At 37.6% G+C, this 24,171-nt stretch carries 23 protein-coding genes; 13 read left to right on the plus strand and 10 right to left on the minus strand.

All coding sequences use genetic code 11. The features are described 5' to 3' along the window. Positions 1 to 9: 9 nt before the first annotated feature. Together IEX65_RS22310 and IEX65_RS22315 are read right to left on the minus strand one after the other, a co-directional pair. Entirely contained in the window at positions 10 to 792 is a 783-nt protein-coding gene (locus IEX65_RS22310) for a helix-turn-helix domain-containing protein (protein ID WP_188769503.1), read from the minus strand. A gap of 4 nt (positions 793 to 796) precedes the next feature. Continuing rightward, positions 797 to 1,834, minus strand: coding sequence for an SDR family oxidoreductase (locus tag IEX65_RS22315; protein ID WP_188769505.1), 1,038 nt, complete (start codon positions 1,832 to 1,834; stop codon positions 797 to 799). 590 nt (positions 1,835 to 2,424) lie between these two features. On the opposite strand from IEX65_RS22315, the gene IEX65_RS22320 reads away from it, so the two are divergent. The 4 genes from IEX65_RS22320 (at position 2,425) to IEX65_RS22335 (ending at position 7,033) form a co-directional block, all read left to right on the plus strand. Next, positions 2,425 to 3,765, plus strand: coding sequence for a PQQ-dependent sugar dehydrogenase (locus tag IEX65_RS22320; RefSeq protein WP_188769507.1), 1,341 nt, complete (start codon positions 2,425 to 2,427; stop codon positions 3,763 to 3,765). A 197-nt stretch (positions 3,766 to 3,962) separates the two neighbouring features. Next, a complete protein-coding gene (locus IEX65_RS22325) occupies positions 3,963 to 5,162 on the plus strand; it encodes an MFS transporter (RefSeq protein ID WP_188769509.1) in 1,200 nt (399 codons plus the stop codon). Positions 5,163 to 5,233: 71 nt separating this feature from the next. Continuing rightward, a complete protein-coding gene (locus IEX65_RS22330; RefSeq protein ID WP_188769511.1) occupies positions 5,234 to 6,178 on the plus strand; it encodes a helix-turn-helix domain-containing protein in 945 nt (314 codons plus the stop codon). 99 nt (positions 6,179 to 6,277) lie between these two features. After that, positions 6,278 to 7,033: an SDR family NAD(P)-dependent oxidoreductase gene (locus IEX65_RS22335; protein WP_188769512.1), complete on the plus strand. Its 756-nt coding sequence runs from the start codon at positions 6,278 to 6,280 to the stop codon at positions 7,031 to 7,033. A 20-nt stretch (positions 7,034 to 7,053) separates the two neighbouring features. On the opposite strand, the gene IEX65_RS22340 is transcribed toward IEX65_RS22335, so the two are convergent. Next, complete coding sequence (locus IEX65_RS22340) at positions 7,054 to 8,040, minus strand: GlxA family transcriptional regulator (RefSeq protein ID WP_188769514.1); 987 nt, start codon at positions 8,038 to 8,040, stop codon at positions 7,054 to 7,056. Between the two features lie 120 nt (positions 8,041 to 8,160). Here IEX65_RS22340 and IEX65_RS22345 point away from each other — a divergent pair, with 120 nt between their 5' ends. After that, a complete protein-coding gene (locus IEX65_RS22345) occupies positions 8,161 to 8,625 on the plus strand; it encodes a DinB family protein (protein WP_188769516.1) in 465 nt (154 codons plus the stop codon). A gap of 6 nt (positions 8,626 to 8,631) precedes the next feature. Beyond that, on the plus strand, positions 8,632 to 9,060 hold the full coding sequence (locus IEX65_RS22350) for an SRPBCC family protein (RefSeq protein WP_188769518.1): 429 nt from the start codon (positions 8,632 to 8,634) through the stop codon (positions 9,058 to 9,060). A 7-nt stretch (positions 9,061 to 9,067) separates the two neighbouring features. Here the strand turns inward: IEX65_RS22350 and IEX65_RS22355 are convergent, their stop codons facing one another. Further along, the gene (locus IEX65_RS22355) at positions 9,068 to 9,406 is read right to left on the minus strand and encodes a winged helix-turn-helix transcriptional regulator (RefSeq protein WP_188769520.1); all 339 of its coding nucleotides are present in this window, start codon (positions 9,404 to 9,406) and stop codon (positions 9,068 to 9,070) included. Positions 9,407 to 9,532: 126 nt separating this feature from the next. Here IEX65_RS22355 and IEX65_RS22360 point away from each other — a divergent pair, with 126 nt between their 5' ends. Continuing rightward, entirely contained in the window at positions 9,533 to 9,937 is a 405-nt protein-coding gene (locus tag IEX65_RS22360) for a DoxX family protein (RefSeq protein WP_188769522.1), read from the plus strand. 146 nt (positions 9,938 to 10,083) lie between these two features. Here the strand turns inward: IEX65_RS22360 and IEX65_RS22365 are convergent, their stop codons facing one another. Both IEX65_RS22365 and IEX65_RS22370 read right to left on the minus strand, forming a co-directional pair. After that, entirely contained in the window at positions 10,084 to 11,169 is a 1,086-nt protein-coding gene (locus IEX65_RS22365) for a phage tail-like protein (protein WP_188769524.1), read from the minus strand. A 240-nt stretch (positions 11,170 to 11,409) separates the two neighbouring features. After that, positions 11,410 to 12,042, minus strand: coding sequence for an NAD(P)H-dependent oxidoreductase (locus IEX65_RS22370; protein WP_188769527.1), 633 nt, complete (start codon positions 12,040 to 12,042; stop codon positions 11,410 to 11,412). Between the two features lie 102 nt (positions 12,043 to 12,144). Between IEX65_RS22370 and IEX65_RS22375 the strand changes: the two genes are divergently transcribed. The 3 genes from IEX65_RS22375 to IEX65_RS22385 all read left to right on the plus strand — a co-directional run bounded on the left by IEX65_RS22375 (position 12,145) and on the right by IEX65_RS22385 (position 13,887). Beyond that, on the plus strand, positions 12,145 to 12,498 hold the full coding sequence (locus IEX65_RS22375; protein ID WP_188769529.1) for a winged helix-turn-helix transcriptional regulator: 354 nt from the start codon (positions 12,145 to 12,147) through the stop codon (positions 12,496 to 12,498). Positions 12,499 to 12,556: 58 nt separating this feature from the next. Beyond that, entirely contained in the window at positions 12,557 to 13,087 is a 531-nt protein-coding gene (locus IEX65_RS22380; RefSeq protein WP_188769531.1) for an RBBP9/YdeN family alpha/beta hydrolase, read from the plus strand. Positions 13,088 to 13,152: 65 nt separating this feature from the next. Further along, on the plus strand, positions 13,153 to 13,887 hold the full coding sequence (locus IEX65_RS22385; protein ID WP_188769533.1) for a 3-keto-disaccharide hydrolase: 735 nt from the start codon (positions 13,153 to 13,155) through the stop codon (positions 13,885 to 13,887). A 238-nt stretch (positions 13,888 to 14,125) separates the two neighbouring features. Here IEX65_RS22385 and IEX65_RS22390 read toward each other — a convergent pair whose 3' ends face one another. Beyond that, positions 14,126 to 15,604 (minus strand): serine hydrolase domain-containing protein, encoded by a 1,479-nt coding sequence (locus IEX65_RS22390; RefSeq protein WP_188769535.1) that lies wholly within the window; start codon positions 15,602 to 15,604, stop codon positions 14,126 to 14,128. 564 nt (positions 15,605 to 16,168) lie between these two features. On the opposite strand from IEX65_RS22390, the gene IEX65_RS22395 reads away from it, so the two are divergent. Then, positions 16,169 to 17,911, plus strand: coding sequence for a family 43 glycosylhydrolase (locus IEX65_RS22395; RefSeq protein ID WP_188769537.1), 1,743 nt, complete (start codon positions 16,169 to 16,171; stop codon positions 17,909 to 17,911). A 105-nt stretch (positions 17,912 to 18,016) separates the two neighbouring features. On the opposite strand, the gene IEX65_RS22400 is transcribed toward IEX65_RS22395, so the two are convergent. Then, positions 18,017 to 18,886, minus strand: coding sequence for a LysR family transcriptional regulator (locus tag IEX65_RS22400; RefSeq protein ID WP_188769539.1), 870 nt, complete (start codon positions 18,884 to 18,886; stop codon positions 18,017 to 18,019). Between the two features lie 137 nt (positions 18,887 to 19,023). On the opposite strand from IEX65_RS22400, the gene IEX65_RS22405 reads away from it, so the two are divergent. Both IEX65_RS22405 and IEX65_RS22410 read left to right on the plus strand, forming a co-directional pair. Continuing rightward, positions 19,024 to 19,446 carry an EthD family reductase gene (locus IEX65_RS22405; RefSeq protein WP_188769541.1) on the plus strand — a complete coding sequence of 141 codons (423 nt, stop codon included), beginning with the start codon at positions 19,024 to 19,026 and terminating at the stop codon, positions 19,444 to 19,446. Between the two features lie 331 nt (positions 19,447 to 19,777). After that, the gene (locus IEX65_RS22410) at positions 19,778 to 22,222 is read left to right on the plus strand and encodes a glutaminase family protein (protein WP_188769543.1); all 2,445 of its coding nucleotides are present in this window, start codon (positions 19,778 to 19,780) and stop codon (positions 22,220 to 22,222) included. A gap of 54 nt (positions 22,223 to 22,276) precedes the next feature. Here IEX65_RS22410 and IEX65_RS22415 read toward each other — a convergent pair whose 3' ends face one another. After that, positions 22,277 to 22,714 (minus strand): DinB family protein, encoded by a 438-nt coding sequence (locus tag IEX65_RS22415; protein ID WP_188769545.1) that lies wholly within the window; start codon positions 22,712 to 22,714, stop codon positions 22,277 to 22,279. A 16-nt stretch (positions 22,715 to 22,730) separates the two neighbouring features. Beyond that, a complete protein-coding gene (locus IEX65_RS22420; protein WP_188769547.1) occupies positions 22,731 to 24,044 on the minus strand; it encodes a prolyl oligopeptidase family serine peptidase in 1,314 nt (437 codons plus the stop codon). Between the last annotated feature and the right edge of the window lie 127 nt (positions 24,045 to 24,171).

Below are 24,171 nucleotides of genomic sequence, written 5' to 3' on the forward strand. Positions count from 1 at the left end.
GGATAAAATCTAAACTTGGCTTGGTGAATAACCAAACATTTTCTTAAACGCAAACGAAAAATGGGATAAATCTTCAAAGCCCAAATCGAGGTAAATCTCAGTGGGCTTTTTATTTTTCTTTTCGATAAGAAAATGAGCTTCGTGTAAACGTTTTTGAACTAACCAACGGCTTGGTGTTTGGTTAAAAATTCTTTCAAAATCTCGTTTAAAAGCCGAAAGACTTCTTCCTGTAAGGTAGGCAAACCGCTCAATACTAACATTAAATTTATAATTTTTATTCATAAAGGCTTCAATATCAAGCTTTTCGGGTATTCCGAAGTCAAAGAAAATATTAATATATTCAGGATTTTCCTTGAGTAAAATCAATAATAATTCGCTTCGTTTTAAATCGAAAAAATCGGGATTAATCACACCTTCTCGGGTGAAGTAAGGAGTAAGCGAATAAACAAAGTTTTCGACCAAAACAGTTGGCTTAGGTCGAAGAATCGCATCTTTAATTTTAGTTTCTCCGACATGAAATTTATATTGTTCGTTGAATTTTTTCAGAAAAACTTGGTCGAATGTGACAATGATTTTTTTGAATTTTTGCTCATCGTCATACATTTTGTTATATTTTACTAAATGGTTTCGACGTATGATTCCATAATCACCAGTTTTTACCTTAAATTCTTTATTGCCATCAAAGTAATTGATTGTGCCGCTTATCAGATACAAAAAGAAATGCTCTGATATAAATTGTTCAGGCGAAATTTGTGGACCGATGTAGCAAGATTTTAATTCAGATACATTCATTTTGTCAGAAGTTATATTTAAATAAACTCTCTACAGTTGCTAAAAGTGCTTCTTCTTTTGAGCGAGGCTGCCAATCAAGTACTTTTCTTGCTTTTTCATTACTCGAATCTCGATATTTACTGAGCATAGGAACAAGGGCTTTGGCTTGCGAATTAAACAACGCTGCAATTTTCACTACCCAATCAGGCAATCTTTTTGTCGATATTTTATTTCCTTGTTCGCCCAGTTGTTTTTTAAAAAAGATTGCAATATCTGGCAAGGTCATTACTCCATCCGATAAGGCTAAAAACCTTTGAGCGTTGGCAGCTTCGTTAGTCATGGCTTTGATGTGTAAATCGGCTAAATCTCTTACATCAACAATACTGATAGTGATATTTGGAATAGCTTTCATTGAACCGTCAAGTATTTTCTTTAATAACTCAAATCCGCTCGAGAGTTTTGCCGAATAAGCTGGACCAAAAATACCTACAGGGTTTATTACCGAAAGTTGTAAATCACGACCTTCATTTTTTATAAATTCCCAAGCTGCTTTTTCGGCCATTACTTTTGATTTATTATACGCCGAAAGCCCTTTTTCGTTAGGATTTGTCCAATTTTCTTCGGTTATGACTTTACTCTTATCAGCATGACTATAGCCAACCGCTCCAAAATTTGAGGTCATAACAACTCTTTTTACGCCCGCATCACGAGCCGCTTTTAGTACACGGAGTGTACCTTCAACGGCAGGTTTTATCATTTCGTTTTCATCTTTCGGAATCTCCAAATGTATTGGTGAGGCTACGTGCAAAACATAGTCACAGCCTTCAACGGCTTTATCCCAATTTTTATCTGTTAGTAAATCGGTTTCGATAAACGTAAGATTGTAAAAAGTTAGAATTCCACTTGCTTTTAAACTTTCTATTATCTCATCTTTTCTTTTCAAAGACCTAAGGGTTGTTCTGACCTGATAACCTTTTTCGAGTAATTGTTTAATACATTCGATGGCTACAAATCCTGTTCCACCAGTAACTAATACTAATTTATTGTTTGCTGAATTTTCCATGTTTTTTTAAGTTTTACGTTGCAAAATTAGTCTTAAAAATAAAGCGAAACTTTGTTGAAAAGTCCAAATTTGCTTTGTTAAAAAGTTCAGAAATTTAAAAAAAATAAAAGATTATTTTCATGCTTTAACTCTGAGCATTTTTTAACTTTTTTTTTCGATTAGAAAATGGTGGAATCTAATTACGACTCAAAAAAAATTTCTCACTTAAAATCGACGGATTATCTCAATTAACTTCTTTCAAAAGTTTTAATCCTAACATCGCACGGTTGGGTTAAGATTAATTATAAAAAAACGCTAAAATTAGTGTATTTAGATTTTGCTAATAGACGTAATCACTGTTTTATTCGTATATATATTACCAGAGAATATTTTATTTGATATTGTATATAGGTATATTACAATCGCCAATGTTGGTTTAGGAAATATACTCATACAAACCTTCAAGAGTTATGTTTGCGATTAATAAATTACGGATACTTAGTAATATGAAAATGTAGTTATTCTGAAATAAGTTGAGCTGTTGATAGATGATTATTTTAAAAGCCAAATCGGGCTAATTGTAATAAATTACTACTCAAAAATAATTAGCTATGAAAACATTCATTTTTACATTCATTTGCCTTGCTTTCTTCCCAGTATGTAGTACTTATTCCCAGGTCAATTTAAGTTTAAACTTGCTATCAAATAAGTTTAGTAGTATTGTTGATATTGCAAATGCTCGTGACAATAGACTATTTATTGTCGAACAATCAGGAGTTATAAAGGTGATTTCGGCCGGCGATGAAATTCAAGCAAAACCCTTTCTTGATATCAGGACTAAGGTAAATTGGAGCGGTGAGATGGGGCTTCTTGGTTTGGCATTTCATCCAAATTATCATCAAAATGGCTATTTTTACATAAACTACATAGATAAAAATCAGAATACAGTTGTGGCGAGGTATCGAAAATCTCAAACAGATTCGACGGTTGCTGATACAACTTCTGCAACAACGCTTCTAACTTTTTCCCAACCCTATACCAATCATAATGGTGGTGATTTGAATTTTGGACCCGATGGCTATTTATACATTAGTTCGGGCGATGGTGGGAGTGGTGGCGACCCGCTTGATATGGGGCAAAACAAAACTACTTTGCTTGGTAAAATCCTACGGATTGATGTAAATGGAGCATTGCCTTATGGAATTCCTGTTGGAAATCCATTTGCAGATGGTGCAGGTGGAAATGCGGACGAAATTTGGTCGTTAGGTTTACGAAACCCATGGCGATTTAGCTTTGATAGACAAAACGGTGATATGTGGATAGCCGATGTTGGCCAAAATGAATACGAAGAAATAGATTTAGAGCCAGCAGGGAGTTTAGGTGGTAAAAACTATGGTTGGCGATGCTACGAAGGCAATCATACTTATAATTCGGCCAATTGTTTGGCTCAATCGGCTTATACTTTTCCTGTTTATGAGTATTCACACAGCGAAGGTTGCTCTATTACTGGTGGATTTGTTTATAGAGGCAATGCCTTTCCTCCGCTTCAAGGAAGATATATTTATGCAGATTTTTGTAATGGAAAAGTTTATTCTTTGAAAAAAGATGGTGTCAACTGGGTAAGTGAAGTACTATTTCAAGATGCTGCCGCTCGAATCTCGACTTTTGGCGAAAGCGTAAACGGCGAACTTTTTGTGGGCGACATTAATGGTAAACTTTATCAGATTTGTGAACTTAATACATTAGCTTCTGCTTCTTCGTTGACCATCAATAACCAACCAATATCAACGGGCGAATATCATTCGGGTAATAAAATAAGTTCAATTGGTAGTGTAGTAAATCCTTCTTTAGTCAATTTTTTTGCTTTCAAATCAGTAGAATTAGGCCCGGGTTTTAAAGTTGATAATGGAGCTGTATTTCGAGCAAAAACAAGCGTTTGTGCTAAATGGTAATACAGTATCTAATTCTTTCTTTCTCGAAAACTATCTATTAAATGTTTTCAAGATTAAATTACATTCCTTCACCTAACTGGCTCACGAGGCTTGTCAGTGCTTTATTGTCTTAATCACCCTCAAAATTGTCTAACATACACACCTAAAAAGTGTAAATTCTGCCCTACCTTTGTGCAAAAACCTACCCATTATAATAAATGAAAACCCACAGTAAAGTACCAAAAGAAATTATTGCTTTTACTTCATGTTCGATGGTACTTACCGCACTTGGCATTGATATTATGCTTCCTGCATTTGCAGATTTACGCCGTCATTTTTCGATTGTTGAAGAAACCGCACAAACTGATAAACTGATTTCGTTTTTTTTTATGGGGCAAATCACACAGATAATTTTTGGCTATCTGACCGATAAAATGGGCCGATTACCAATCCTCAGATTCGGAGTAATTTTATATATTATCTGTGGTTTTGCTACGGTTTATGCCCCAAATATCGAATGGATGTTTGTGCTAAGATTTATATCGGGTATGGGTGCAGCAGCCGTATTAATGACCTCCATAGCCTCTGTGCGTGACCAATATGCTGGCGATGAAATGGCCAGAATCATGTCGTTGGTGCTGGCGTTATTTTTGTTTACACCAGTTATAGCACCTGCTTTAGGAGCGTTCGTATTAAAATTTTATTCTTGGAAATGTGTTTTTCTGATTCCGCCTACCTTTGCCTTAATTGTGCTTATTTGGTCATTCCGCATAAAAGAATCACATCCCAAAGAAGCCCGAATTCATTTACCAATCAAAGATTTGTTACCCAAATTCAAATCCATTATTACAGACTGGCATTTTCTTCGATACTCCATTATTGCCACACTTTTATTCGCTATACTGAGTAGCTATGTTTCAAGTTCTGAACGAATCATCGGTGAGATTTACAACAGTCCCAAGCTATTCCCAATCATTTTTGGTACAATAGGCTTGCTCATGGCTATATTATCTTTGAGCAATTCGTTCTTTACTCGAAAGTTTGGGGCCAAAAATACGCTTCGGGTAATACTACTAATGTATCTTGCTGTTTCGGCTTTACTTGTCTTGGTTACTTTTTTCATTGGTAATCCTCCACCAATGATTTACTTTTTTATACTTATTGCTCTTCTAATGGCATTCACAACCGCAGGTGACCCTAACAGTAGCTCAATAGCTTTAGAATTTATGGGCGAGAATGCAGGCTTAGCTGCATCAGTTTACGGTACAATATTCTTTTTTATCGGCTCAAGTATTGGAGCAGCCATTAGTAGTCAGCTTTCAAACGGAGTGCTTCCATTAGCAATTAGTGCTTTTGGGCTTAGTGCTTTGGCCGTTTTATTATCATTTAGTGATAAAACCAATAAGTCTTCTTTATGATATTACTCAAATAATTGATACTTTTGGGTATATTCAGTCAAATTCGTATATTTGATTTTTACAACAAATATATGAATAGCATTTCAGTCGAAGAGTTTTATAAAGAAATCAATGTTCCGCTTCCCGAAGGCTTTAAAAAAGAAATCGGGCATTTTAATGTTTTTGAAATAGATGATTTTATTAGAGGGCTTCGAGAGAAAAACCTCATGCTTTATAATCGTAGGGCTTATTATAAAATCAGCCTTATTATTGGTAAAAACCGAGCTGAATATGCCGATAAGGTGATAGACATTGAGCAAAATGCCCTGCTTTTTGCTACCCCCTTGATTCCCTATCATTACGTGCCGCAAGATGCTAATCAAAGCGGACATTTTTGTGTATTTACTCCTGAATTTATACACCGTAGCAAAACAGGAATGGCGATTGATGAATTGCCAATTTTTCGCCCCGACGGTTTTCCGATTTTTCAACTTACTGATAAAAATGTAGAAGAACTAAAGGCTATTTTCGAGAAAATGCACCAAGAAATAGCTTCTGATTATGCTTATAAGTATGATTTGCTTCGTAACTATGTACTCGAACTCATTCATTACGGCCAAAAACTCCAACCCATAACGGCTCTGTATTCGGCTCATAATGCAGCCACGAGGGTGTCTTCTTTGTTTTTAGAATTGCTCGAAAGGCAATTTCCGATAGAATCACCTCAGCAAAAGCTCAATCTTCGTACTGCCAAAGATTATGCCGACCGTCTGGCCGTGCACGTTAATCATTTGAATAAAGTTTTGAAAGAAAATACAGGAAAAACTACTACCGAAATAATTAGTAGTAGGGTAACACAAGAAGCTAAGATTTTACTTCGACAAACCGACTGGAATATCTCCGAAATTGCCTATTCGTTGGGCTTTGAAGAAGTAGCTCATTTTTCTAATTTCTTCAAACGTCAGACCTCACTTTCACCTGCTCAGTTTAGAAGCCCCCTAACCGCTGCGGCGGACCGCCCCCAATGGGGGAATTAATATTTAGATATTTGAATTTTGCAAATAATGATTTCGTTTTTGCAAACATATAGCCAACAATTAGCCTCAACTTTGCAACATCAAATAAAACCAAAAAAAATGAACAAAATTGCACTCGTAACAGGCGGTAGCCGTGGACTCGGCAAAGACATGGCTCTTTCGCTTGCCAAAAAAAACATTGATGTTATTTTAACCTATAACAACAACCAAACAGATGCCGAAGAGGTAGTAAAAACGATTGAAGCCAGTGGCCAAAAAGCAGTTGCTCTAAAACTCGATGTAGGCGATATTAAATCTTTTGAGTCATTCTTAGGGCAAGTTTCGGAGGTTTTACAAAGTAAATGGCAAACTTCTACTTTTGATTTTCTAATCAATAATGCAGGTATTGGCGGCACAGTTCCGATTGCGAATATGACCGAAGAGATTTTCGATAATTTCGTCAATATTCACTTCAAAGGTGTTTATTTCTTGACTCAAAAATCTTTGTTGATGATGAATGATGGTGGAGCTATCATATTCCTTTCGTCAGGCACAACTCGTTTCTGTCTGCCAGGTTATTCAGTTTATTCTTCGTTGAAGTCGGCGGTTGAGAATTTTACTAAATACGTAGCAAAAGAGTACGGAAATCGTGGTATTCGCTCAAATATTGTAGCACCTGGCCCAATCGAAACAGATTTTAATGGTGCGGCCATCAGAAATAACCCACAAATGAAAGGCTTTTTATCGAGCCAAACCGCTTTGGGTAGAGTTGGCTATGCCGATGATATCGGTAGTGTAGTGGCATTTCTTTGTACTGAAGATGCCAAATGGATAAACGGACAAAGAATTGAGGTATCAGGTGGAATAAATCTATGATAAATTGAGGCAATGGCATTTTAATGAGCCATTGCCTCTTTATTATATTTTTCACGATATTCCAGAGGCGACATTCCAGTAATCTTTCGGAATACTTCTCTAAACGCCTTTACATCGGAGTAGCCAACATCATACATAACTTCGTTGATAGTTTTACGATTAGTTTCAAAGGCTTTTTTTGCCGACTCTATCCTCACTCTTTGGGCATATTCGAGTGGGGTATTGCCCGTAGCTTTTATAAATCGTCGGTCGAAATTACGTCGGCCAATGGCAAACTTCGCTGCCAATTCTTCTACCGAAATCTTATCGGTACTGTTATTTTCGATGTATAGTTGTGCTTCTTTGATGGCTTCGTCGTTATGTGTTTTTTGCCCATTGAATATACTGAAAACCGACTGACTTGTTCGATTTAGGTCTATCTGAAATACTTTTGAACAATAAATAGCCGTGCTTCTATCATAAAATTTCTCGATTAAATAAATAATAAGATTTAGAAACGAATATGCTCCGCCGTTGGTATAGATGCCATTCTCATCGGTAATTAATTCGTCTGACTTTAGTTTTACGTTTGGAAAAGTCTGGCGGAAAGTATCAGTAGCCAACCAATGCGTTGAGCAGCTTTTACCATCAAGAATGCCCGTTGAAGCCAACAAAAAAGCCCCCGTACATATGCTTGCTACTTCCGCTCCTCGTTTATACTGATGGCTTACCCACTGTGCTAATTCTTGGTTTTGTTGGGTTGCTTCTTCGTAATTATGATTTAATGATGGAATAATGATTAAATCGGTAGTCAGAATTGTCGAAAAATGCTTGTGCGGATTTACCTGAAACAAACCATCATAAAAATCGACAGTATCCGAAACCCCCAAAAGTTCAATACTGAAAATAGGCTCATTGCCCAGTTTTTGCCAATATTCATTCGCTTTTTTGAATATTTTATATGCCCCCACAATACTGCTGAGATTATTGCCATGTCCTTCCGGAACTAATATGCTGAGATGTTTCATTAGATTTTTTTTTGCAAAATTATATTTTCTTTTTGTCCAAATCAACCCATCAAATAGTCTAAATTACACACTATTAAAGTTATTTTTAGTCAATAGTTTTGCAGAAAAATAATTGACTATATGAATACAAAAATCGAAAGTATAAAAAAACTGAGGCTCTTTCTATTGAAGCATATTGAAGGTTTGAGCGTTGAACAACTCAACGAAATTCCCCAAGACTTCAATAATAATATCATTTGGAATGTAGGACACATGTTATCTGCTTTTCAATCGCTTACTTACAAGAGAGCAGGTTTGCCCGAAAAAATACAAGAAAACTACTTTAAGCCTTTTGTTCCAGGTACAAAACCCGAGCAGTTTTTTGATGGCGAAACCATAGAAATAATAAAATCACTGTTGGTTTCGACAATTGATGTTTTCATGATTGATTACGAAAATAAGATTTTTGAGAACTACACAAAGTCAGAAGGTATTGAGCGTACCTACAATATTGAGGTTGCAACGATTGATGCCGCACTCGATTTTTTGTTGTATCACGAGGGTTTACACATTGGTTATATTTTAGCACAAAAACATTTAGTCTGAATCAAAATGAAAGCAACAAATTACTCTTTTGAATTTACTACTGAGCAAGACCAAGCTCAGATTTTCTCTAAACTTCTTGATATTACAGCTTGGTGGTCAGGCGTTTATGGAGAAACCATAATCGGAGAATCAAACAAGGTTGGCGATGAATTTACTTTTGAGGCAGGTGGCGGAATGCACAAATCTAAACAAAAACTTATCGAACTACTACCCAATCAAAAAATTGTGTGGCAGGTGATTGATAGTAATCTTAGTTTTTTGTCAAATCCCAGCGAATGGACAAACTCTAAGCTAATCTTCGAACTCGAAAGCCAAAATAACAAAACCAAAGTAAGGTTTACGCATGATGGTCTAACGCCTTCAATCGAATGTTATGAAGCGTGTTCTACTGGCTGGAGTGCATACATGAAGCGTTTTTCGGAGCAAATGGCCTAATTTTGAATCATTCCCGCATAATTTTATCACGGTGTTTTAGTCCCCAAAAGTGTAATTCATCCATTACTTTTTCGAGCGACATCCCGTGTTCGGTTATCGAATATTCAACCGTAGGAGGGAAGGTGTCATGTACTTCTCGCTTGATGAGTTGATTGGCTTCTAAATTTTTCAATTCTTTAGATAAAATCTTATCTGTAATGCCATTTACGTCTTTTGAAATCTGCTTGAATCGCTTTTTGCCCGATGACAAAGCAAACAAAATTAATAATTTCCAACGACCTTCTAAGGCTTCGAGGGCATCTTTGATTGAAAGAGTCGTTTTGGGGCAACCTCCTTGTGTGAGCATTTTCTGAGTATTTAGGCAGATTTTACATTACTTTCCAAGTAGATAGTGCTATCCAGTTGGAAAGTGCTATCATTTGGATAGTAAAGATAAATACTTTTGTGCCATTATTAAAAACAAAATTTAAGCATGGAAAAAACACAAAAGCAATCAAAGACGCTCACTATTGCCCTTTGGGTAGTGCAAGGTTTGCTGGCTATTAGTATGTTATGGGCAGCAAGCATGAAATTATTTCAACCAGTCGAAAAGTTGGCTCTGATGTGGCCTTGGGTGGCAAGTTACGAAGTTTTAGTGAAATTTACAGGTATCATAGATTTGCTGGGAGGAATAGGTATTATTGTTCCCACCTTGTTTGGTATCAGACCAAAACTTGTTGTATTGACCGCTTGGGCAATTGTGGTACTTATGATTTGTGCTTCGGTATTCCATATTTCGAGAGGCGAAGCATCATTGATTGGGATAAATGTAGTATTTGCGTTGATGGCGAGCTTTGTAGCTTGGGGCAGAAACCAATTGTTTAAAAACAGGATTTAAGTGAGAGTGCTTAATTTCTTCAAAAAAAGCATGTATGCTCAACAGTTTGGAGAGCATACATGAAGCAATTTTCATGACTATAAAAACTGTTTCTTGAATTGTTGAATATCAAATATCTGAAAGATAACTTATCCGACATGCTATTCTTATTTACGACCAATAAGCATGGCATTTAATTCAGTATTTGAAGCACTTGAATTTGCATTACCAATATTTGTAATTCGAACAGTTGCCGAAGTAGTAGTAATAGATGAAATCGTATAGGCAATAAAATCTGCATTTGTTGATGTGCCTCCTGAAAGTCGGCCAAAGGCGATACATGGTGGTTCTATAAATGCTGCAAATGACATATTGATACAGCAGGCAGAGGCACCTGGAGCCAAACTCCAACTTAAATTTGAACCAGTTGAAAAATCAACAATAGCCAATTGATTGGCATTTCCACTACGAACAATTCCTTTGCCTGTGTTGGTTGTAATATTACCATCAACTGCCAAATTTCCATTGGCATTAAGTGTGCCATTTACATTTACAGTGTTCGAAAAAGTAGCAGAGCCACCTACTTGTGCAGTTCCAACAATCTCTGAATTACCATTGACATACTGGCCATTAGAATATAAGCTACCATTTACTGAGAGCTTATATGTGGGTGCATTATAACCAATACCTACATTGCCATTTGACAAAATAGCCATTTGTTCAGAATCATTTGTGCCAAACCTAATGGAGGCGTTTTCTTTGTTCCAAATTAAACCAGAGGTGCTACCTCCATTTCCTACATAAAAGCCATCTGTGATAGTACTACCCGTAGCGTTATTGTGAAAATATAAATTGGCACCAGTACCATTAGATATATTCAAAGCTCCAACTGGTGAAGTAGTACCAATACCTACATTTCCTAACGAATAAGAAATTGAAGTACCATTCACATTCCATTGGTTACCGAAAATTGCATTTTGCCAAGCTGCACCATCATAGTATCTGAAATTGTGGCCAACGGTATTGTAATAGAGTAAACCCTCTGTAGGAGAACCTAAATCAGCATCTGTTCTGGGTATCAAAATACCTTTATTATTGCTTCGGATGTCTAAAATAGAAGCAGAATATGGAATGTCGGTGCCTCCAATATTGCTAATGACAGTTCCGCTTGGAGAGTCAACTATTTTTGCATTTTGGCAAAATGAATGCAATGATAATAAACTTACAATCAGGGTTTTGTATAAATTTTTCATGGTGTTTTAACATATTTTTATTTCTGTTTCAAAATTGAGTCTTTGAGTTTGAAATAAAAAAAATATTAAAATGAATAGTATAAATATTAAAGTGAATAGTAAGTATGGTAAAATGAATGGAAAATTGAAGAAGTGGTCTTTGTGTAGATAAGGTGCTTTGTGGCTTGGGGCAGAAACCAATAATGAAAATAATAGGACACCACGAGTGTTGTGAGTGTCCTATTCATTTATTCACAGCAATCAGTTCAGTTCATGAACAAATTCATTTATTGGCTTGCGAACTTTCTTCAAATTAGCATTCCAATCGTTGGCGGCATCTCGGTAGCCCAAAGGCAAAATTACTGCACTTTTAAGGCCTTTTTCGCTAAGACCTAATAATTTATCTAATTCTTCTGGGTTAAACCCTTCCATCGGAGTTGCATCAACTTGTTGCTCGGCAGCAGCGGCAATAGCCATCGAAAACGAAATATAGGCTTGCTTAGCCGTATGCACACTTTGCCATTCTTTTCCTCGTGGTTCGTACATGCTCCATAGCATATTTTTATAATCATCCATTTGAGTAAGCGGCAAGCCTCTATCTGCTAGTATTTTATGGAAAGTAGCTTCAATTTTTTCTAAAGAATAACCATCCCAAGCTGCCCAAACCAATAAATGTGAGCAGTCGGTTATTTGGCTTTGGTTAAATGCTATTGGTTTGATTTTTTCGAGCAATTCTTTATCGGTAATCACAAAAATCTCATAAGGTTGTAAACCAGAAGATGAAGGAGCAAGTCGAGCAGCTTCTAAAATATAATCCAGTTTTTCTTGAGGCACAGTATTGCCATTCATTTTTTTAGTGGCGTATCGCCATTCTAAACTTTCTAATAAATTCATATTTCTTGATTTAATATTTCGGGTCAAAGTTATGAATTAATTGTTACTTTTGGTAACTTTGTATCAAAAAGTAATTGTGAATTTCAAGAAACTTGATTACCTATGGGAAACCAACTAACAACCGAGAAAGTTACCGAATGCAAGAAATCAGTAAAGGCTATTCATGATGTAATGGATATTATTGGTGGTAAATGGAAAATATCTATAATAGCCTGTTTGTGCTATCATCCAATGCGTTTTAGTGAAGTTTTGAAAGAAATAGAAGGTATTTCGGGCAAAGTTTTGAGTAAAGAACTAAAAGACCTCGAAATGAATCAATTAGTGACACGCACTGTATTGGATACGCAGCCTATCACCGTAGAATACGCCATTACCGAATATGGGCGCACGTTAAAAGAAGTTACCAGCGTGATTGCCGATTGGGGAATGAAACATAGACAACGAATTATGAGCTAAGTTTTAGAACCATTTCAGCGAGAAAGAGTGTTAGTTTTCTAAGACAATAGTTTATTTCATGACAACCTACTTCATTATACCAGGCCTTGGCAACTCCGATGAAGGCCATTGGCAAACACACTTTGAAAATTCGGGAGATAATTTTATTAGAATCAATCAAAAAAGTTGGGACGAACCCGACTGTGAAGACTGGATTCAGAACATCGAAAAAGCAATTTCATCTTACGAGCCGTCCGATGTTGTACTGATTGCTCATAGTTTGGGTTGCACAGCTGTGGCTCAGTGGGCAAAACGCTACCCAAAGGCTATCAAAGGTGCTTTATTGGTCGCTCCGAGTGATATTGAAAAACCCGTTTATACTTTCCCGATGACAGGTTTTACACCAATTCCTTTAGAAAAACTGCCATTTAAGAGCATTGTAGTGGCAAGTTCAAATGATGTTTGGGTGTTAGAAGAACGTGCCAAGTTTTTTGCCGATGCGTGGAGAAGCGAATACCTAAATATTGGCGAAGCTGGACACATCAACGTTGCGGGTGGTTATGGTGAATGGTCTGCTGGCTTGGAACTCCTAAACAGCTTTGATGCTTGAGTATTTTTTGTATTTTTGGTAGAAAAACATTCTTATTCAACCAAAAATTAACAAAAAGACTCTTTATGAAAAAGACATTCGTTTCCTTGCTTTCGGTGGGTTTACTCACGGTTTCTTTGTGGTCGTGTTCAGAAAAAAAAGTTGGTAATAATGAATTAAGCAACAAAGAAAAAGAGGAAGGTTGGACTTTGCTTTTTGATGGAAAAACTACTGATGGCTGGCATTTATACAACAAGGCCAAAATCCCATCAACTTGGATGGCGAAAGATGGAGAATTGTTTTGTAATCCTGATACGACAGGCATCGAACACGGTGATTTGGTTTCGGATAAAGTTTACAAAAATTTCGATTTAAAATTTGAGTGGAAAATCTCAAAAGCAGGCAATAGTGGCGTTTTTATCAATGTAATTGAGCAAGATACCATCCCGACGGCTTGGGCTTCTGGCCCAGAATATCAGCTACTCGAACACGAAAATATTGGAGCTGCTTATCTGAAAGATTCTACAAAATGGTCGGCTTGTTTGTATAGTTTTAAACCTCAGCAAAATCCTGCAAAACTCAAACCACTACGTGAATGGAACGAATCGAATATCAAACAAAATAACGGTAAAATTGAGTTTTATTTGAATGGCGTTCTGACTGCCGAACAAGACTTAACCGCCGATACTTGGAAAAATATGGTCAGCAAAAGCAACTTTAAATATTTTCCATTATTCGGTAAAAATACTTCTGGCCTAATTGCCCTGCAAGAATGGTCGAAAGGTGTGGCCTTTAGAAATATTAAGGTGAAGGAATTGTAGAAAATGTTGAAGAGACAACAAAACTACCCAATCTCTGATAAACGTTAAACAAACAAATTTTGGGTTTAAAATCCCGTAGGGATTATATATCGGTAGTAGAAAATAAAAACTATTTACTCATGCCGTAGGGATGATACTTTTATAGATTAGTTTCATACCTACGGCATGAGAAATTTAGTTTGATTAGATTTTTCTACCGATATTGAATCCCTACGGGATTAGACTATTAGGTCACCTATTACTTCAACCGAATACTATAAGCCTGAATCAAAGGTGGGTTTTCGGGCGACATCGTGAAGCTTACTTCGATATTTCCTTTTTCTCCTTCCATCAAAAACTTACCTCTTAGTGCATTTTCGGCTACAATTTCGTGGACTTTTATGATTTTTCCTGCTTTCTCAAAAACTCCTTCGGCTTCGGCTTTCAAAAGGTCTGGGAAATAATCTAAAAAGAAATTTTCGGCAAAAATGCCCGATTTTTCAGCATTTTCCCACGCAGGAAGTAGTTTTACCAATTCATTTTGGCGTTGTTTCAAAATTGGTGAAACTGGAAAAGCAATAGGTTTAAGACCTGCTTTTTCGACAATAAATGGCAAAATCTGATTATTCATCAAAGCCGCACCGCCGTAAGTTCCGTTGGTAAAAGTTACGATTCCTACACCATAATTTGGCAATATTTTCCAGTCAGAGCCAAAACCTGGGAGTCCGCCCGAATGCCCAACACTCGTAATTTGGTTGCAGTTTTTGTCGATACGCAAGCCGTAGCCATAAAACGCAACATTCGTGCATGGCTCGCCCGCACCTGTGTAGCCACGGTTACTTAGGCTATTGAAATTCCACGGAAAGTGCATTTCTTTGAGCGAACTCTTTTTCAGAATTGACGAGTTTGGCGAACCAACTTGATAGGCCGCTTGGTGAAGAGCCATGTATTTGGCAAAATCTTCGATGGAAGTCAGCACGCCGCCCATGATTCCGTACGCACCGTCGGGTTCGATGGGTTGCTCGATGTATTGCTCACGCAACCAACGGTAGCCCCTAACGAGTTGATTATCTGGCACTTTCGTATAGTCCCAATAGGTATTTGTCATGCCGAGTGGCTTCCAAATTTTGTTGATGATATAGCTTTGGTAGCTTTGTCCCGACACAGTTTTGATGATTTGCCCCAACATCGCAAAGCCCATATTACTGTATTCGTAGGCAACGCCTGGCTCGTTGGAAAACGAAATGCCTTTTTTAAACATCTTCAACATAGTTGCTTCCGAAATACCCAGTTGGCGGTCGCCCCACGGATTGTCTTCGGGGAAACCCGCTGCGTGCGAAAGCAAATGACGCACCGTAATTTCGGGCGAATCGGGTGAATATTTTTGTCCTTTCAGTTCGGGAATATATTTCCAAACTGGGTCGTCGAGTTTGATTTTTCCTGCATCACGTAGCTGTAAAATCGCTACCGATGCAAAGCTTTTCGACATCGAAGCAATGCGATAAACCGACTGATTATCAGCGGTTTTGTTGGTTTTGTAATTGACAATTCCGCTATTGCTCTGATAAATAATTTTGCCATCAAGCACCAAGGCATACGCCACACTCGATAAATGACTTTTGACCTTAAAATCTTGAAATTTAGCATCAAGTTCGGGAATCAATGCCTTGATTTTATCTTCGGTGCTTTGAGCAAAAAGATTTAGGCTGAGAAGTAAGAGAAGGATTAGTTTTTTCATGTTTTGGTTGATGAGGGGTTTGGTTTTTTACAAAGATAGAAAAAAAGCCAAGAGAGGATAGAATTGTTGAAGAGGTTTTTAGTCTCTTGAGACTTTAACCAATATGGTTTTATCATGGAAAATAGTTATAAATATTTACCATTGCCAATATTGCATTTTTTCAAAATACAATTACTGAATTTCTCTTTCTTTTTTAGACTTTGTGGATGTATTCCTCCTCCCCCGTTTGGCTAAATGTTCTACATTTAGTCACTGTGTCATGCGTTCTTAGAACGCAATATGTGTCAGATACCGTTCTAAGAACGGCTAACAGCTCCACTGCGGCACATCAACTGAATTCAAATTCAGCCGAACAAGGGTTAAGCCCCGATAGGGCTTGAAAGAGAGAGAATGAAACCTTTCTACCAATATTTAACCCCTAACGGGGTATTTTGACAATATTTAACCCTATTTATTTCTCCAAAAAGCCAAATCTTCCCCAATGATGAGGTTAAATAGCAGTAAGAAATAAAAGTTTTCAAATAGATTTTGATAAATTGCCCCCAAAATCTATTTAACCTACCAATGAAAAAATACTTTCTTCTTGCTTTGGCAATGCTTGCTTTGGTTTCGGCTTTGCAGGCTCAACAAAAAACCTATTGCAACCCCATCAACGTTGACTATGGCTATACGCCTATTCCCAATTTTAGCGAATGGGGGCGTCACCGAGCTACTGCCGACCCTGTTGTGGTCAATTACAAAGGCGAATACTATATGTTTAGCACCAATCAGTGGGGGTATTGGCATAGTCCCGATATGCTCAACTGGACTTTCCATGCTCGTAAGTTTCTTCGTCCACACAACAAAGTCTATGACGAACTTTGTGCCCCAGCCGTAGGTATTGTCGGCGATACGATGATAGTTTTTGGTTCGACTTATACCAGCGAATTTACTATTTGGATGAGTACCAACCCAAAAGCCAACGAATGGACAGCTTTGGTTGATAACTTCGAGATTGGTGGTTGGGACCCTGCTTTTTTTACCGATGATGATGGCAAGTTTTATATGTACAACGGAAGCAGCAACCGTTATCCGCTTTATGGCATTGAGTTAGACCGCAAAACCATGAAACCCAAAGGCACTCGCAAAGAAATGTACTTACTGGAATCGTGGCGATATGGCTGGCAACGCTTCGGCGAGTACATGGACGATACGTTTCTCGATGGTTTCATTGAAGGTGCAACCGTCAACAAAAACAATGGGAAATATTACCTACAATACGGAGCTCCAGGCACCGAAATGAGCGGTTACGCCGATGGGGTTTTGGTGGGAAAAACGCCATTAGGGCCTTGGGAAGCTCAGCCCGACCCACTTAGTATGAAACTTGGAGGTTTTGCCCGTGGAGCAGGTCATGGGGCATCTTTTCAGGACAATCAAAAAAACTGGTGGCACGTTTCTACAATTCAGCTTTCGAGCAAAAACAATTTTGAACGACGCATCGGTATTTGGCCTGCTGGCTTCGACAAAGACGACGTTATGTGGTGTAATACGGTTTTTGGCGATTATCCGCATTATATTCCATCAGCAGGGCTGGACATCAAAAAGACCTTTACGGGTTGGATGTTGCTCAATTACAATAAACCCGTTGAGGTTTCTTCAACGTTGGGTGGGTATTTGCCCAATAATGCCGTTGACGAAAGCATGAAAACCTACTGGTCGGCCGAAACAGGCAAAGCGGGCGAATGGATTAAAACCGATTTGGGTAATTTGTCAACCGTCAATGCGATTCAGATAAACTATGCCGACCAAGACGCCGATTCTTCGTTCTTGGGAAAACAAGTAAATATCAAGCATCAATACAAACTTTGGTCGAGCCTTGACGGTAAGAAATGGACAATTTTGGTCGATAAATCAAATAATCAAACTGATGTGCCGCACGAATATGTAGAGCTTGCACAGCCGATTCAGACTCGCTACATCAAACTTGAAAATGTGGCAATGCCGACGGGTAAATTTGCCATCAGTGGCCTACGAGTTTTTGGCAATGGCAATGGCTCAAAACCCGATGCCGTAAAAGATTTTATGGTACTAAGAACCGAAAAAGACAAACGCAGTGCGTGGATTCGCTGGCGACCAGAAAATAAGGCCTACGCCTATAATATTTATTACGGAACAGCCCCCGACAAACTCTATAATTGCATCATGGTGCATAATGCCAACGAATACTGGTTTAGAGGTATGGACAAACTAAGCACGTATTATTACACCATCGAGGCCATCAACGAAAATGGTGTTTCGGAAAAAACGAAGGTTTTGGAGGTGAAATAGGTGAGTTAATATAAGCCTTTATACTTTCAGAGTTTTTCAAAAGAATCTTTTGATATTTCTGAGAGTACAAAGGCTTTCATCTTCAAAAAAATATCTACTCATAAATCAGCCGTCGTTGACAAGTATATCATAAAACTTTTTCACTGCTTTCTTTTCGTAGGCTTCTTTGAGTGAAATTATTGTGATGGTTCGTTTCATGCTTTCACCTTCGATTTGAATACCCACAACATTTGGGTCGTTTACACTCGTATCGCTCAAAATTGTATGCCAAAGACCCGTTTTCACAATTTCAAATAATGTTGGAATATCATTTATTTCCATACAAATTTTTGGTACAAGTTTATTTTGGTTAAATGAATCTACAAAAAACTGAATTGTACTATAACCGCTAAATGGCAAAGCCAATGGTAAAGTGGCTACTTCTTCAAGTGAAATGCTTTTCTTATTTACCAACTGCGATTTCTTGGCTGTTACCAATACCATGTTTGAACTCAAAAGTCTTTGGTATTTTAAATGTGGGAGCTGTTCGTCCCCGTCAAACGACAAAATAAAATCAAAATGATGTGAATTCAGTTTTTCAAGTAGGTCTTTGGTAGTTCCAAAAACTACTTGAATCTTAATGGTGGGATACAGCTCTGCAAACTTTATTAATGCTTTTGCAAAAAGGATTCGCATAGAGTAAATTACTCCAATTGTAATTTTTCCAGTGTATAAATTATTCAAATCTTTTAGAAGCATCAAGCCTTCGTTTACTCTATTTATTCCTTGCAAAGCATACTCACTAAACATTTCGCCCGCTTCGGTAAGAAATATTCGTTTACCAATTCGATTGAATAATTGCACATTTAATTCATCCTCCAACTGCTTAATTTGCTGAGAAAGCGTACTCTGACTGATATTCAAAACTTTTGCTGCTTCGGTAAAATTGAGTAGTTCTTTTGCTTTTAAGAAATATTTGAGCTGTCTTAATTCCATATTTCTAAATCGGTTTTGCCGATGGTTTCTATCGAAAAATAACGTTTTACAAATATAGCTTTTCTTCTGACATTTGCAGTGTAAGGTTTACAAGCCAAATATTTTATTATTTTTAACTTCTAAAAAAACACTCAATTATGAAATCTAAACTTATTGTCTTGCTATTAAGTACATTTTTTACGGCATTTGGTCAAGAAAAAAACTCTCAAAAGTCTGAAAAGCATAGCTCTGCTATTGTAGAAAAAGGATTAATCAAGGTATCAGTCATGTATCCTTATGCCGAGGGTAAGACATTTGATATGGCCTATTACGAAACAAAACACATGCCTATGGTAGCTGGCTATTTAGGTGAAAATTTGGTGAAATATACTATCGAAAAAGGCGTTGCAAGTGGTATGCCTAATACTCCTTTGCCGTTTATGGCGATTGGCACCTTCTATGTAAAAAGCCTAAGCGATTATCAGGCAGCTATCGCACCCAACCGAGATACTATCAGAAAAGATTTTGCCAATTATACCAATATAACTCCTATTATTTTAGTGAGTGAGGTTATTAAATAAGGTTTAAAAAATTTATAGCTTCCGTTTCGTCAGAACCTTCCAAAGAATAGGAATAGACTCTGAAGGAACGGAAATCTTTTTTTAAGGCAAACGTTTGCAGTTTTTGGGTTTCTTGTTTGTTGTAGTAATGTAAAATACTTATAGTTAAGTAGTTAGTTCATTTTTGTATTTATTTAAGATGCGAAAACCGAACCCATTAATCTATCATTGCACCGACCCATAAGTTTTTCTTAGTTGATATGAAGCTCTTCACGCTTAACTTTATAAACGGGTTCTATTTTTAACAAAAATTAGAACTGTCTATTTATTCAACCTACAATAATCTCAATTCATGAAATCTTACGTTTCGGTCATTCTATTGACCCTTTTTTGCCTAAATTCTTTTTCGCAAAGCACAAAAGCCCCTGCTTACCCACTCATTACGCATGACCCATATTTTAGTATTTGGTCGAACACCGACCAACTGAATGCTTCGCCAACTAAGCATTGGACGGGCAACGCTCATTCATTGACGGGTTTTCTGAAAGTTGATGGCACTATTTATCAGTTTTTGGGTGCTGAAGGCCCAAGTTTCAACAATATTTTGCCAGCGGGCGATGATGTAAATTATCAAGCGAAATACACTGAAACCACTCCTGCCGAAGATTGGATGAAACCAACCTTCAATGATAGCGAATGGAAAACGGCCATTGCTCCCGTAGGTAACATTGATGGAGTCTCAAAAACTCGTTGGACTTCACGAGACATTTGGTTTCGTCGAACATTCACGCTTGATAAAGTTGATTTCAATGAGCCATTGCTCAAATTACAACACGATGATGATGTTTGGGTCTATCTAAATGGCGAACTCATCTATACTGCTCGTTGCTGTGCAGGAAAATATTTGATGTTGCCTATGACGGCCGAGATGAAATCTAAGCTAAAAAAAGGCAAAAACGTCTTTGCGATTCATGTAATCAACACGGGTGGTGGTGCATTGGTCGATGTAGGAATTGTGCAGAAGTCTATTCCTGTTAAACCTCAAAACATTGTGTTGGCCGAACAAAAAAGCGTAAAAATCAATGCTACACAAACTATTTATGAGTTTTCTTGTGGCAAAATCGACTTGAATGTTACGTTTACTTCGCCTTTATTGATAACAGATTTAGATATTTTGTCTCGCCCAGTTTCCTACGTTTCTACCAAAGTAAAAGCCAATGACGGCAAAAGTCATTCAGTAGAATTGAGTTTTGCCGCCTCGACTGATATTGCTTGCAATGTCAGTTCGCAGGAAGTTTCGGCCAATAAATATGTGGCAAGTAACCTCAGTATTTTGAAAGCTGGCACAACCGAACAAGCTATTTTGAAGAAAAAAGGTGATGATTTACGCATCGACTGGGGCTATATGTACGTAGCGGTTGCGAATGATAAAAACATCAGCCAATTTATATCTGATAATGCAAAACCTTTTCAAGCAGGAAAAATTGCGGCAAAAACGGGTAAAAAATTATCGTTGCACACGGTCGCAACTATGGGAAGTATTGGTAGTCTGGCAAAAGAACAAGTGATAATGTTGGGCTACGACGACCTTTATTCGATTCAATATTTTGGTAAAAATCTATTGCCGTGGTGGAAAGAAGATAAATCGACTACGATTGAAACGCTCATGGCAAAAGCCTTAAAAGAATATCCGAGTATTATTGAGAAGTGCCTGCAAACCAACGAAATGATATACAACGATGCCCTAAAATCAGGCGGTACAGATTACGCAGCTCTTTGTGAACTGGCTTATCGTCAGGCGATTTCGGCTCATAAATTGGTCAAAAGTCCCGAAGGAGAAATTTTGTTTTTATCGAAAGAAAATTTCAGTAATGGTTCCATCAACACCGTTGATGTGACTTATCCATCTGCTCCGCTGTTTTTGGCTTATAACCCCGATTTGCTGAAAGGAATGCTCAATGGTATTTTTTATTATAGCGAAAGTGGAAAATGGAAAAAGCCTTTTGCGGCACATGATTTGGGAACGTATCCGTTGGCCAATGGACAAACGTATGGCGAAGATATGCCAGTAGAAGAATGTGGAAATATGATAATTTTGGCGGCGGCTATTTGTAAAGCAGAAGGCAAAACCGATTATGCCAAAAAGCACTGGGAAACCATCAAGATTTGGGCAGATTATTTGAGCAAAGAGGGTTTCGACCCAGCTACGCAACTTTGCACCGATGATTTTGCAGGGCATTTGGCTCGCAATACCAATCTTTCGATAAAAGCCATTGTTGCTCTCGAAACTTTCACGCAATTGGCCAAACAACTCAACGAAACCGAACTTTACAACAAATACGAAAAACTCACAAGAGAATACGTAAACAAGTGGCAAGAAATGGCTTCATCGGGTGACCACTTTGCCTTGACGTTTGATAAAAAAGATACGTGGAGTCAGAAGTATAATTTGGTTTGGGATAAAGTGCTGAAGCTGAATTATTTCCCAAGAAGTGTATTTGATAAGGAAGTGAAATATTATCTGACCAAACAAAACCAATTTGGCTTGCCACTCGACAGTCGTGCGACTTACACTAAATCTGACTGGATAGTTTGGACATCGGTTTTGACTGACAACAAAGCTGATTTTGATGCTATTTTAAAACCTATTTATTATTATTCACAAAACACAACCAGCCGAGTGCCTATCAGCGATTGGCACGATACGAAAACTGGCAAAATGGTAGGTTTTCAAGCAAGAAGTGTGGTTGGAGGCTATTTTATGAAAGTTTTGGAAGATAAGTTTAAGGATAAATAAACTCCTTTTTATAATTTAGGTCGGCAACGAATGTTATCCTTGCCGACCTTTTTATTATCCTTTCGAGAGTGTCAGAGAAATTTGTCCCCCATGATGAGAGTTATGAAAAAGTACATGCGAAAAGAGTCTGATTTTTGAGACTTTTCCAAAAAATGGAGTGTCAATTTCTGTCAACCAATCTTCGTCAGTTGTTTCTTCTACAAGTTTTTTTAGCATTTCGTAGCCTTTCGCCACATAAGTCTGACTTGTTTCAAGGTCGAAATCCTGCCCAATATCTTGTTGCCCCATGGTAGTATTTGGAACTTCGCTCGGAATACCGAAAAAATAGCCAAACAAATTCATTGTCTCGCCGATGTGGCGGTAAATAAACCCAACCGAAGCCGCTTGTTCGTTGAGGCGTTTGTGTAGGTTTTCGTTGGTTATTTTCTCGAAAGCAAATGAGTTTGTAAACTGGTTTTGCACCAGCATTTCTGCCAATAATTCTTTTTGCATGATTTATTTCTGTATCTTATTTTTTCGATTGTGCGGCCATCCATTCTATGATAGTCACTGGGCGATTGTTGAGTTTTACGGGCGAGCCATCAAAATCAACTTTTGCATGATTTACGTGCGAATAAATCCATGACCAATGACCATTATAGTAGTAGTTTTCGCCACCAAAAAATCCTGAAAGGTCAGTTACGTGGTCATAATATGTGAAATACACGTTTTTTGCTCCTGCTGCTTTCAATCTTTTATAAACTGGTACAACCGTATTTTCGGGAACGGTCGTGCCATCATCCTTTGAATGCACAAACCAAATAGGCACATTTTTGATGCTATTAATTTGCTGGTCAGTAATGTATTGCGACTGATACGCCAAGGCACTGATATAAACCGCTGCAAAATAATTTGGCTCATTTAATATCAATTTCAGAGCCATATAACCACCGTTTGAGCAACCACCTACATAAATGCGTTTGGTGTCAATGTTCGGGTTTTTCTTTACGTAATTTTTGATAAGTGCCATCAACCCTTTGTTATAAACATCATCTTCTTTTCCGTGAGTAATTACACCATCTTTGTTGTGCATCCAAGCACCTGGACATTGCGGAGATAACACGAACGCACCACCGAAAAACGCCTGCATTTCGGCAGAAGCATAATTAGCTGCTTTATTGCCCAATAGCGGAATTGTAGGGTCCGTGCCACCTTCACCGCCTCCATGAAGCCAAATAATCAGTGGCGATTTTGTTGTTTTATTTTTAGGCGAAAAAGCTGCATAAGACATCGTTTTGCCAGCTTCGTACTCGAATTTACCCGTTAGGTCAAAATCATCAATCAAAGGCATGATTCTGTTTTTTTCTTTGTTCCAGACCTTATTGGTTTTGGTGTCGGTGATAGTCACTTTATAATCTACCCATTGATTTCCTCGGCAAGCTGGTTTTTGTGAATATTGGAAAGTTGAACCCAAAGGCATATTTGGGGCAACAGCCAAAACTAAAGTTACGAAGCTACCCTCTTTTACTCTTTTGCCTTGATTATCAGACACATACGCATAAACTACGCTTCGGTTTCCTTTGGCTTGAGCAGCAGGAACATCGGCACAAGCGTGGCTTCTTTCCACCGAAACCGTAAAATCTTTATAATCAATCGTTGTGCTTGGAGCATCTAAGCCGATTATAACTTTATTGGCAGCTGGGCCCCAATCGAAGCCTTCTACAACAAGGGTGTATTCGTTGTTGGCCAGAGGTTTATCAGTAGCAAAAACATTGGTAAAAGTTAAGCAAATGATACTTATCAGAAAAGCTGTAAAAAGCTTATTGATGTAGTTTTGTCTCATAATATAAGATAGGTTTAAATAGTAATTTACAAATATTTGCATAAATTGAATTATTACAAGAGTTTTTTAGACAAAAACATCGTTTTGTGTGTCAAAGACGTCCTTTTTTGAGAAAAGGGCAAAAGCT

This window comes from Emticicia aquatilis, assembly GCF_014644295.1.
Taxonomy (GTDB): domain Bacteria; phylum Bacteroidota; class Bacteroidia; order Cytophagales; family Spirosomataceae; genus Emticicia; species Emticicia aquatilis.

Bases quoted from the DNA above. Each gene is read 5' to 3' on its own strand.
- IEX65_RS22310 (WP_188769503.1), bottom strand. From the start codon at position 792: ATGAATGTATCTGAATTAAAATCTTGCTACATCGGTCCACAAATTTCG.
- IEX65_RS22315 (WP_188769505.1), bottom strand. From the start codon at position 1,834: ATGGAAAATTCAGCAAACAATAAATTAGTATTAGTTACTGGTGGAACA.
- IEX65_RS22320 (WP_188769507.1), top strand. From the start codon at position 2,425: ATGAAAACATTCATTTTTACATTCATTTGCCTTGCTTTCTTCCCAGTA.
- IEX65_RS22325 (WP_188769509.1), top strand. From the start codon at position 3,963: ATGAAAACCCACAGTAAAGTACCAAAAGAAATTATTGCTTTTACTTCA.
- IEX65_RS22330 (WP_188769511.1), top strand. From the start codon at position 5,234: ATGAATAGCATTTCAGTCGAAGAGTTTTATAAAGAAATCAATGTTCCG.
- IEX65_RS22335 (WP_188769512.1), top strand. From the start codon at position 6,278: ATGAACAAAATTGCACTCGTAACAGGCGGTAGCCGTGGACTCGGCAAA.
- IEX65_RS22340 (WP_188769514.1), bottom strand. From the start codon at position 8,040: ATGAAACATCTCAGCATATTAGTTCCGGAAGGACATGGCAATAATCTC.
- IEX65_RS22345 (WP_188769516.1), top strand. From the start codon at position 8,161: ATGAATACAAAAATCGAAAGTATAAAAAAACTGAGGCTCTTTCTATTG.
- IEX65_RS22350 (WP_188769518.1), top strand. From the start codon at position 8,632: ATGAAAGCAACAAATTACTCTTTTGAATTTACTACTGAGCAAGACCAA.
- IEX65_RS22355 (WP_188769520.1), bottom strand. From the start codon at position 9,406: ATGCTCACACAAGGAGGTTGCCCCAAAACGACTCTTTCAATCAAAGAT.
- IEX65_RS22360 (WP_188769522.1), top strand. From the start codon at position 9,533: ATGGAAAAAACACAAAAGCAATCAAAGACGCTCACTATTGCCCTTTGG.
- IEX65_RS22365 (WP_188769524.1), bottom strand. From the start codon at position 11,169: ATGAAAAATTTATACAAAACCCTGATTGTAAGTTTATTATCATTGCAT.
- IEX65_RS22370 (WP_188769527.1), bottom strand. From the start codon at position 12,042: ATGAATTTATTAGAAAGTTTAGAATGGCGATACGCCACTAAAAAAATG.
- IEX65_RS22375 (WP_188769529.1), top strand. From the start codon at position 12,145: ATGGGAAACCAACTAACAACCGAGAAAGTTACCGAATGCAAGAAATCA.
- IEX65_RS22380 (WP_188769531.1), top strand. From the start codon at position 12,557: ATGACAACCTACTTCATTATACCAGGCCTTGGCAACTCCGATGAAGGC.
- IEX65_RS22385 (WP_188769533.1), top strand. From the start codon at position 13,153: ATGAAAAAGACATTCGTTTCCTTGCTTTCGGTGGGTTTACTCACGGTT.
- IEX65_RS22390 (WP_188769535.1), bottom strand. From the start codon at position 15,604: ATGAAAAAACTAATCCTTCTCTTACTTCTCAGCCTAAATCTTTTTGCT.
- IEX65_RS22395 (WP_188769537.1), top strand. From the start codon at position 16,169: ATGAAAAAATACTTTCTTCTTGCTTTGGCAATGCTTGCTTTGGTTTCG.
- IEX65_RS22400 (WP_188769539.1), bottom strand. From the start codon at position 18,886: ATGGAATTAAGACAGCTCAAATATTTCTTAAAAGCAAAAGAACTACTC.
- IEX65_RS22405 (WP_188769541.1), top strand. From the start codon at position 19,024: ATGAAATCTAAACTTATTGTCTTGCTATTAAGTACATTTTTTACGGCA.
- IEX65_RS22410 (WP_188769543.1), top strand. From the start codon at position 19,778: ATGAAATCTTACGTTTCGGTCATTCTATTGACCCTTTTTTGCCTAAAT.
- IEX65_RS22415 (WP_188769545.1), bottom strand. From the start codon at position 22,714: ATGCAAAAAGAATTATTGGCAGAAATGCTGGTGCAAAACCAGTTTACA.
- IEX65_RS22420 (WP_188769547.1), bottom strand. From the start codon at position 24,044: ATGAGACAAAACTACATCAATAAGCTTTTTACAGCTTTTCTGATAAGT.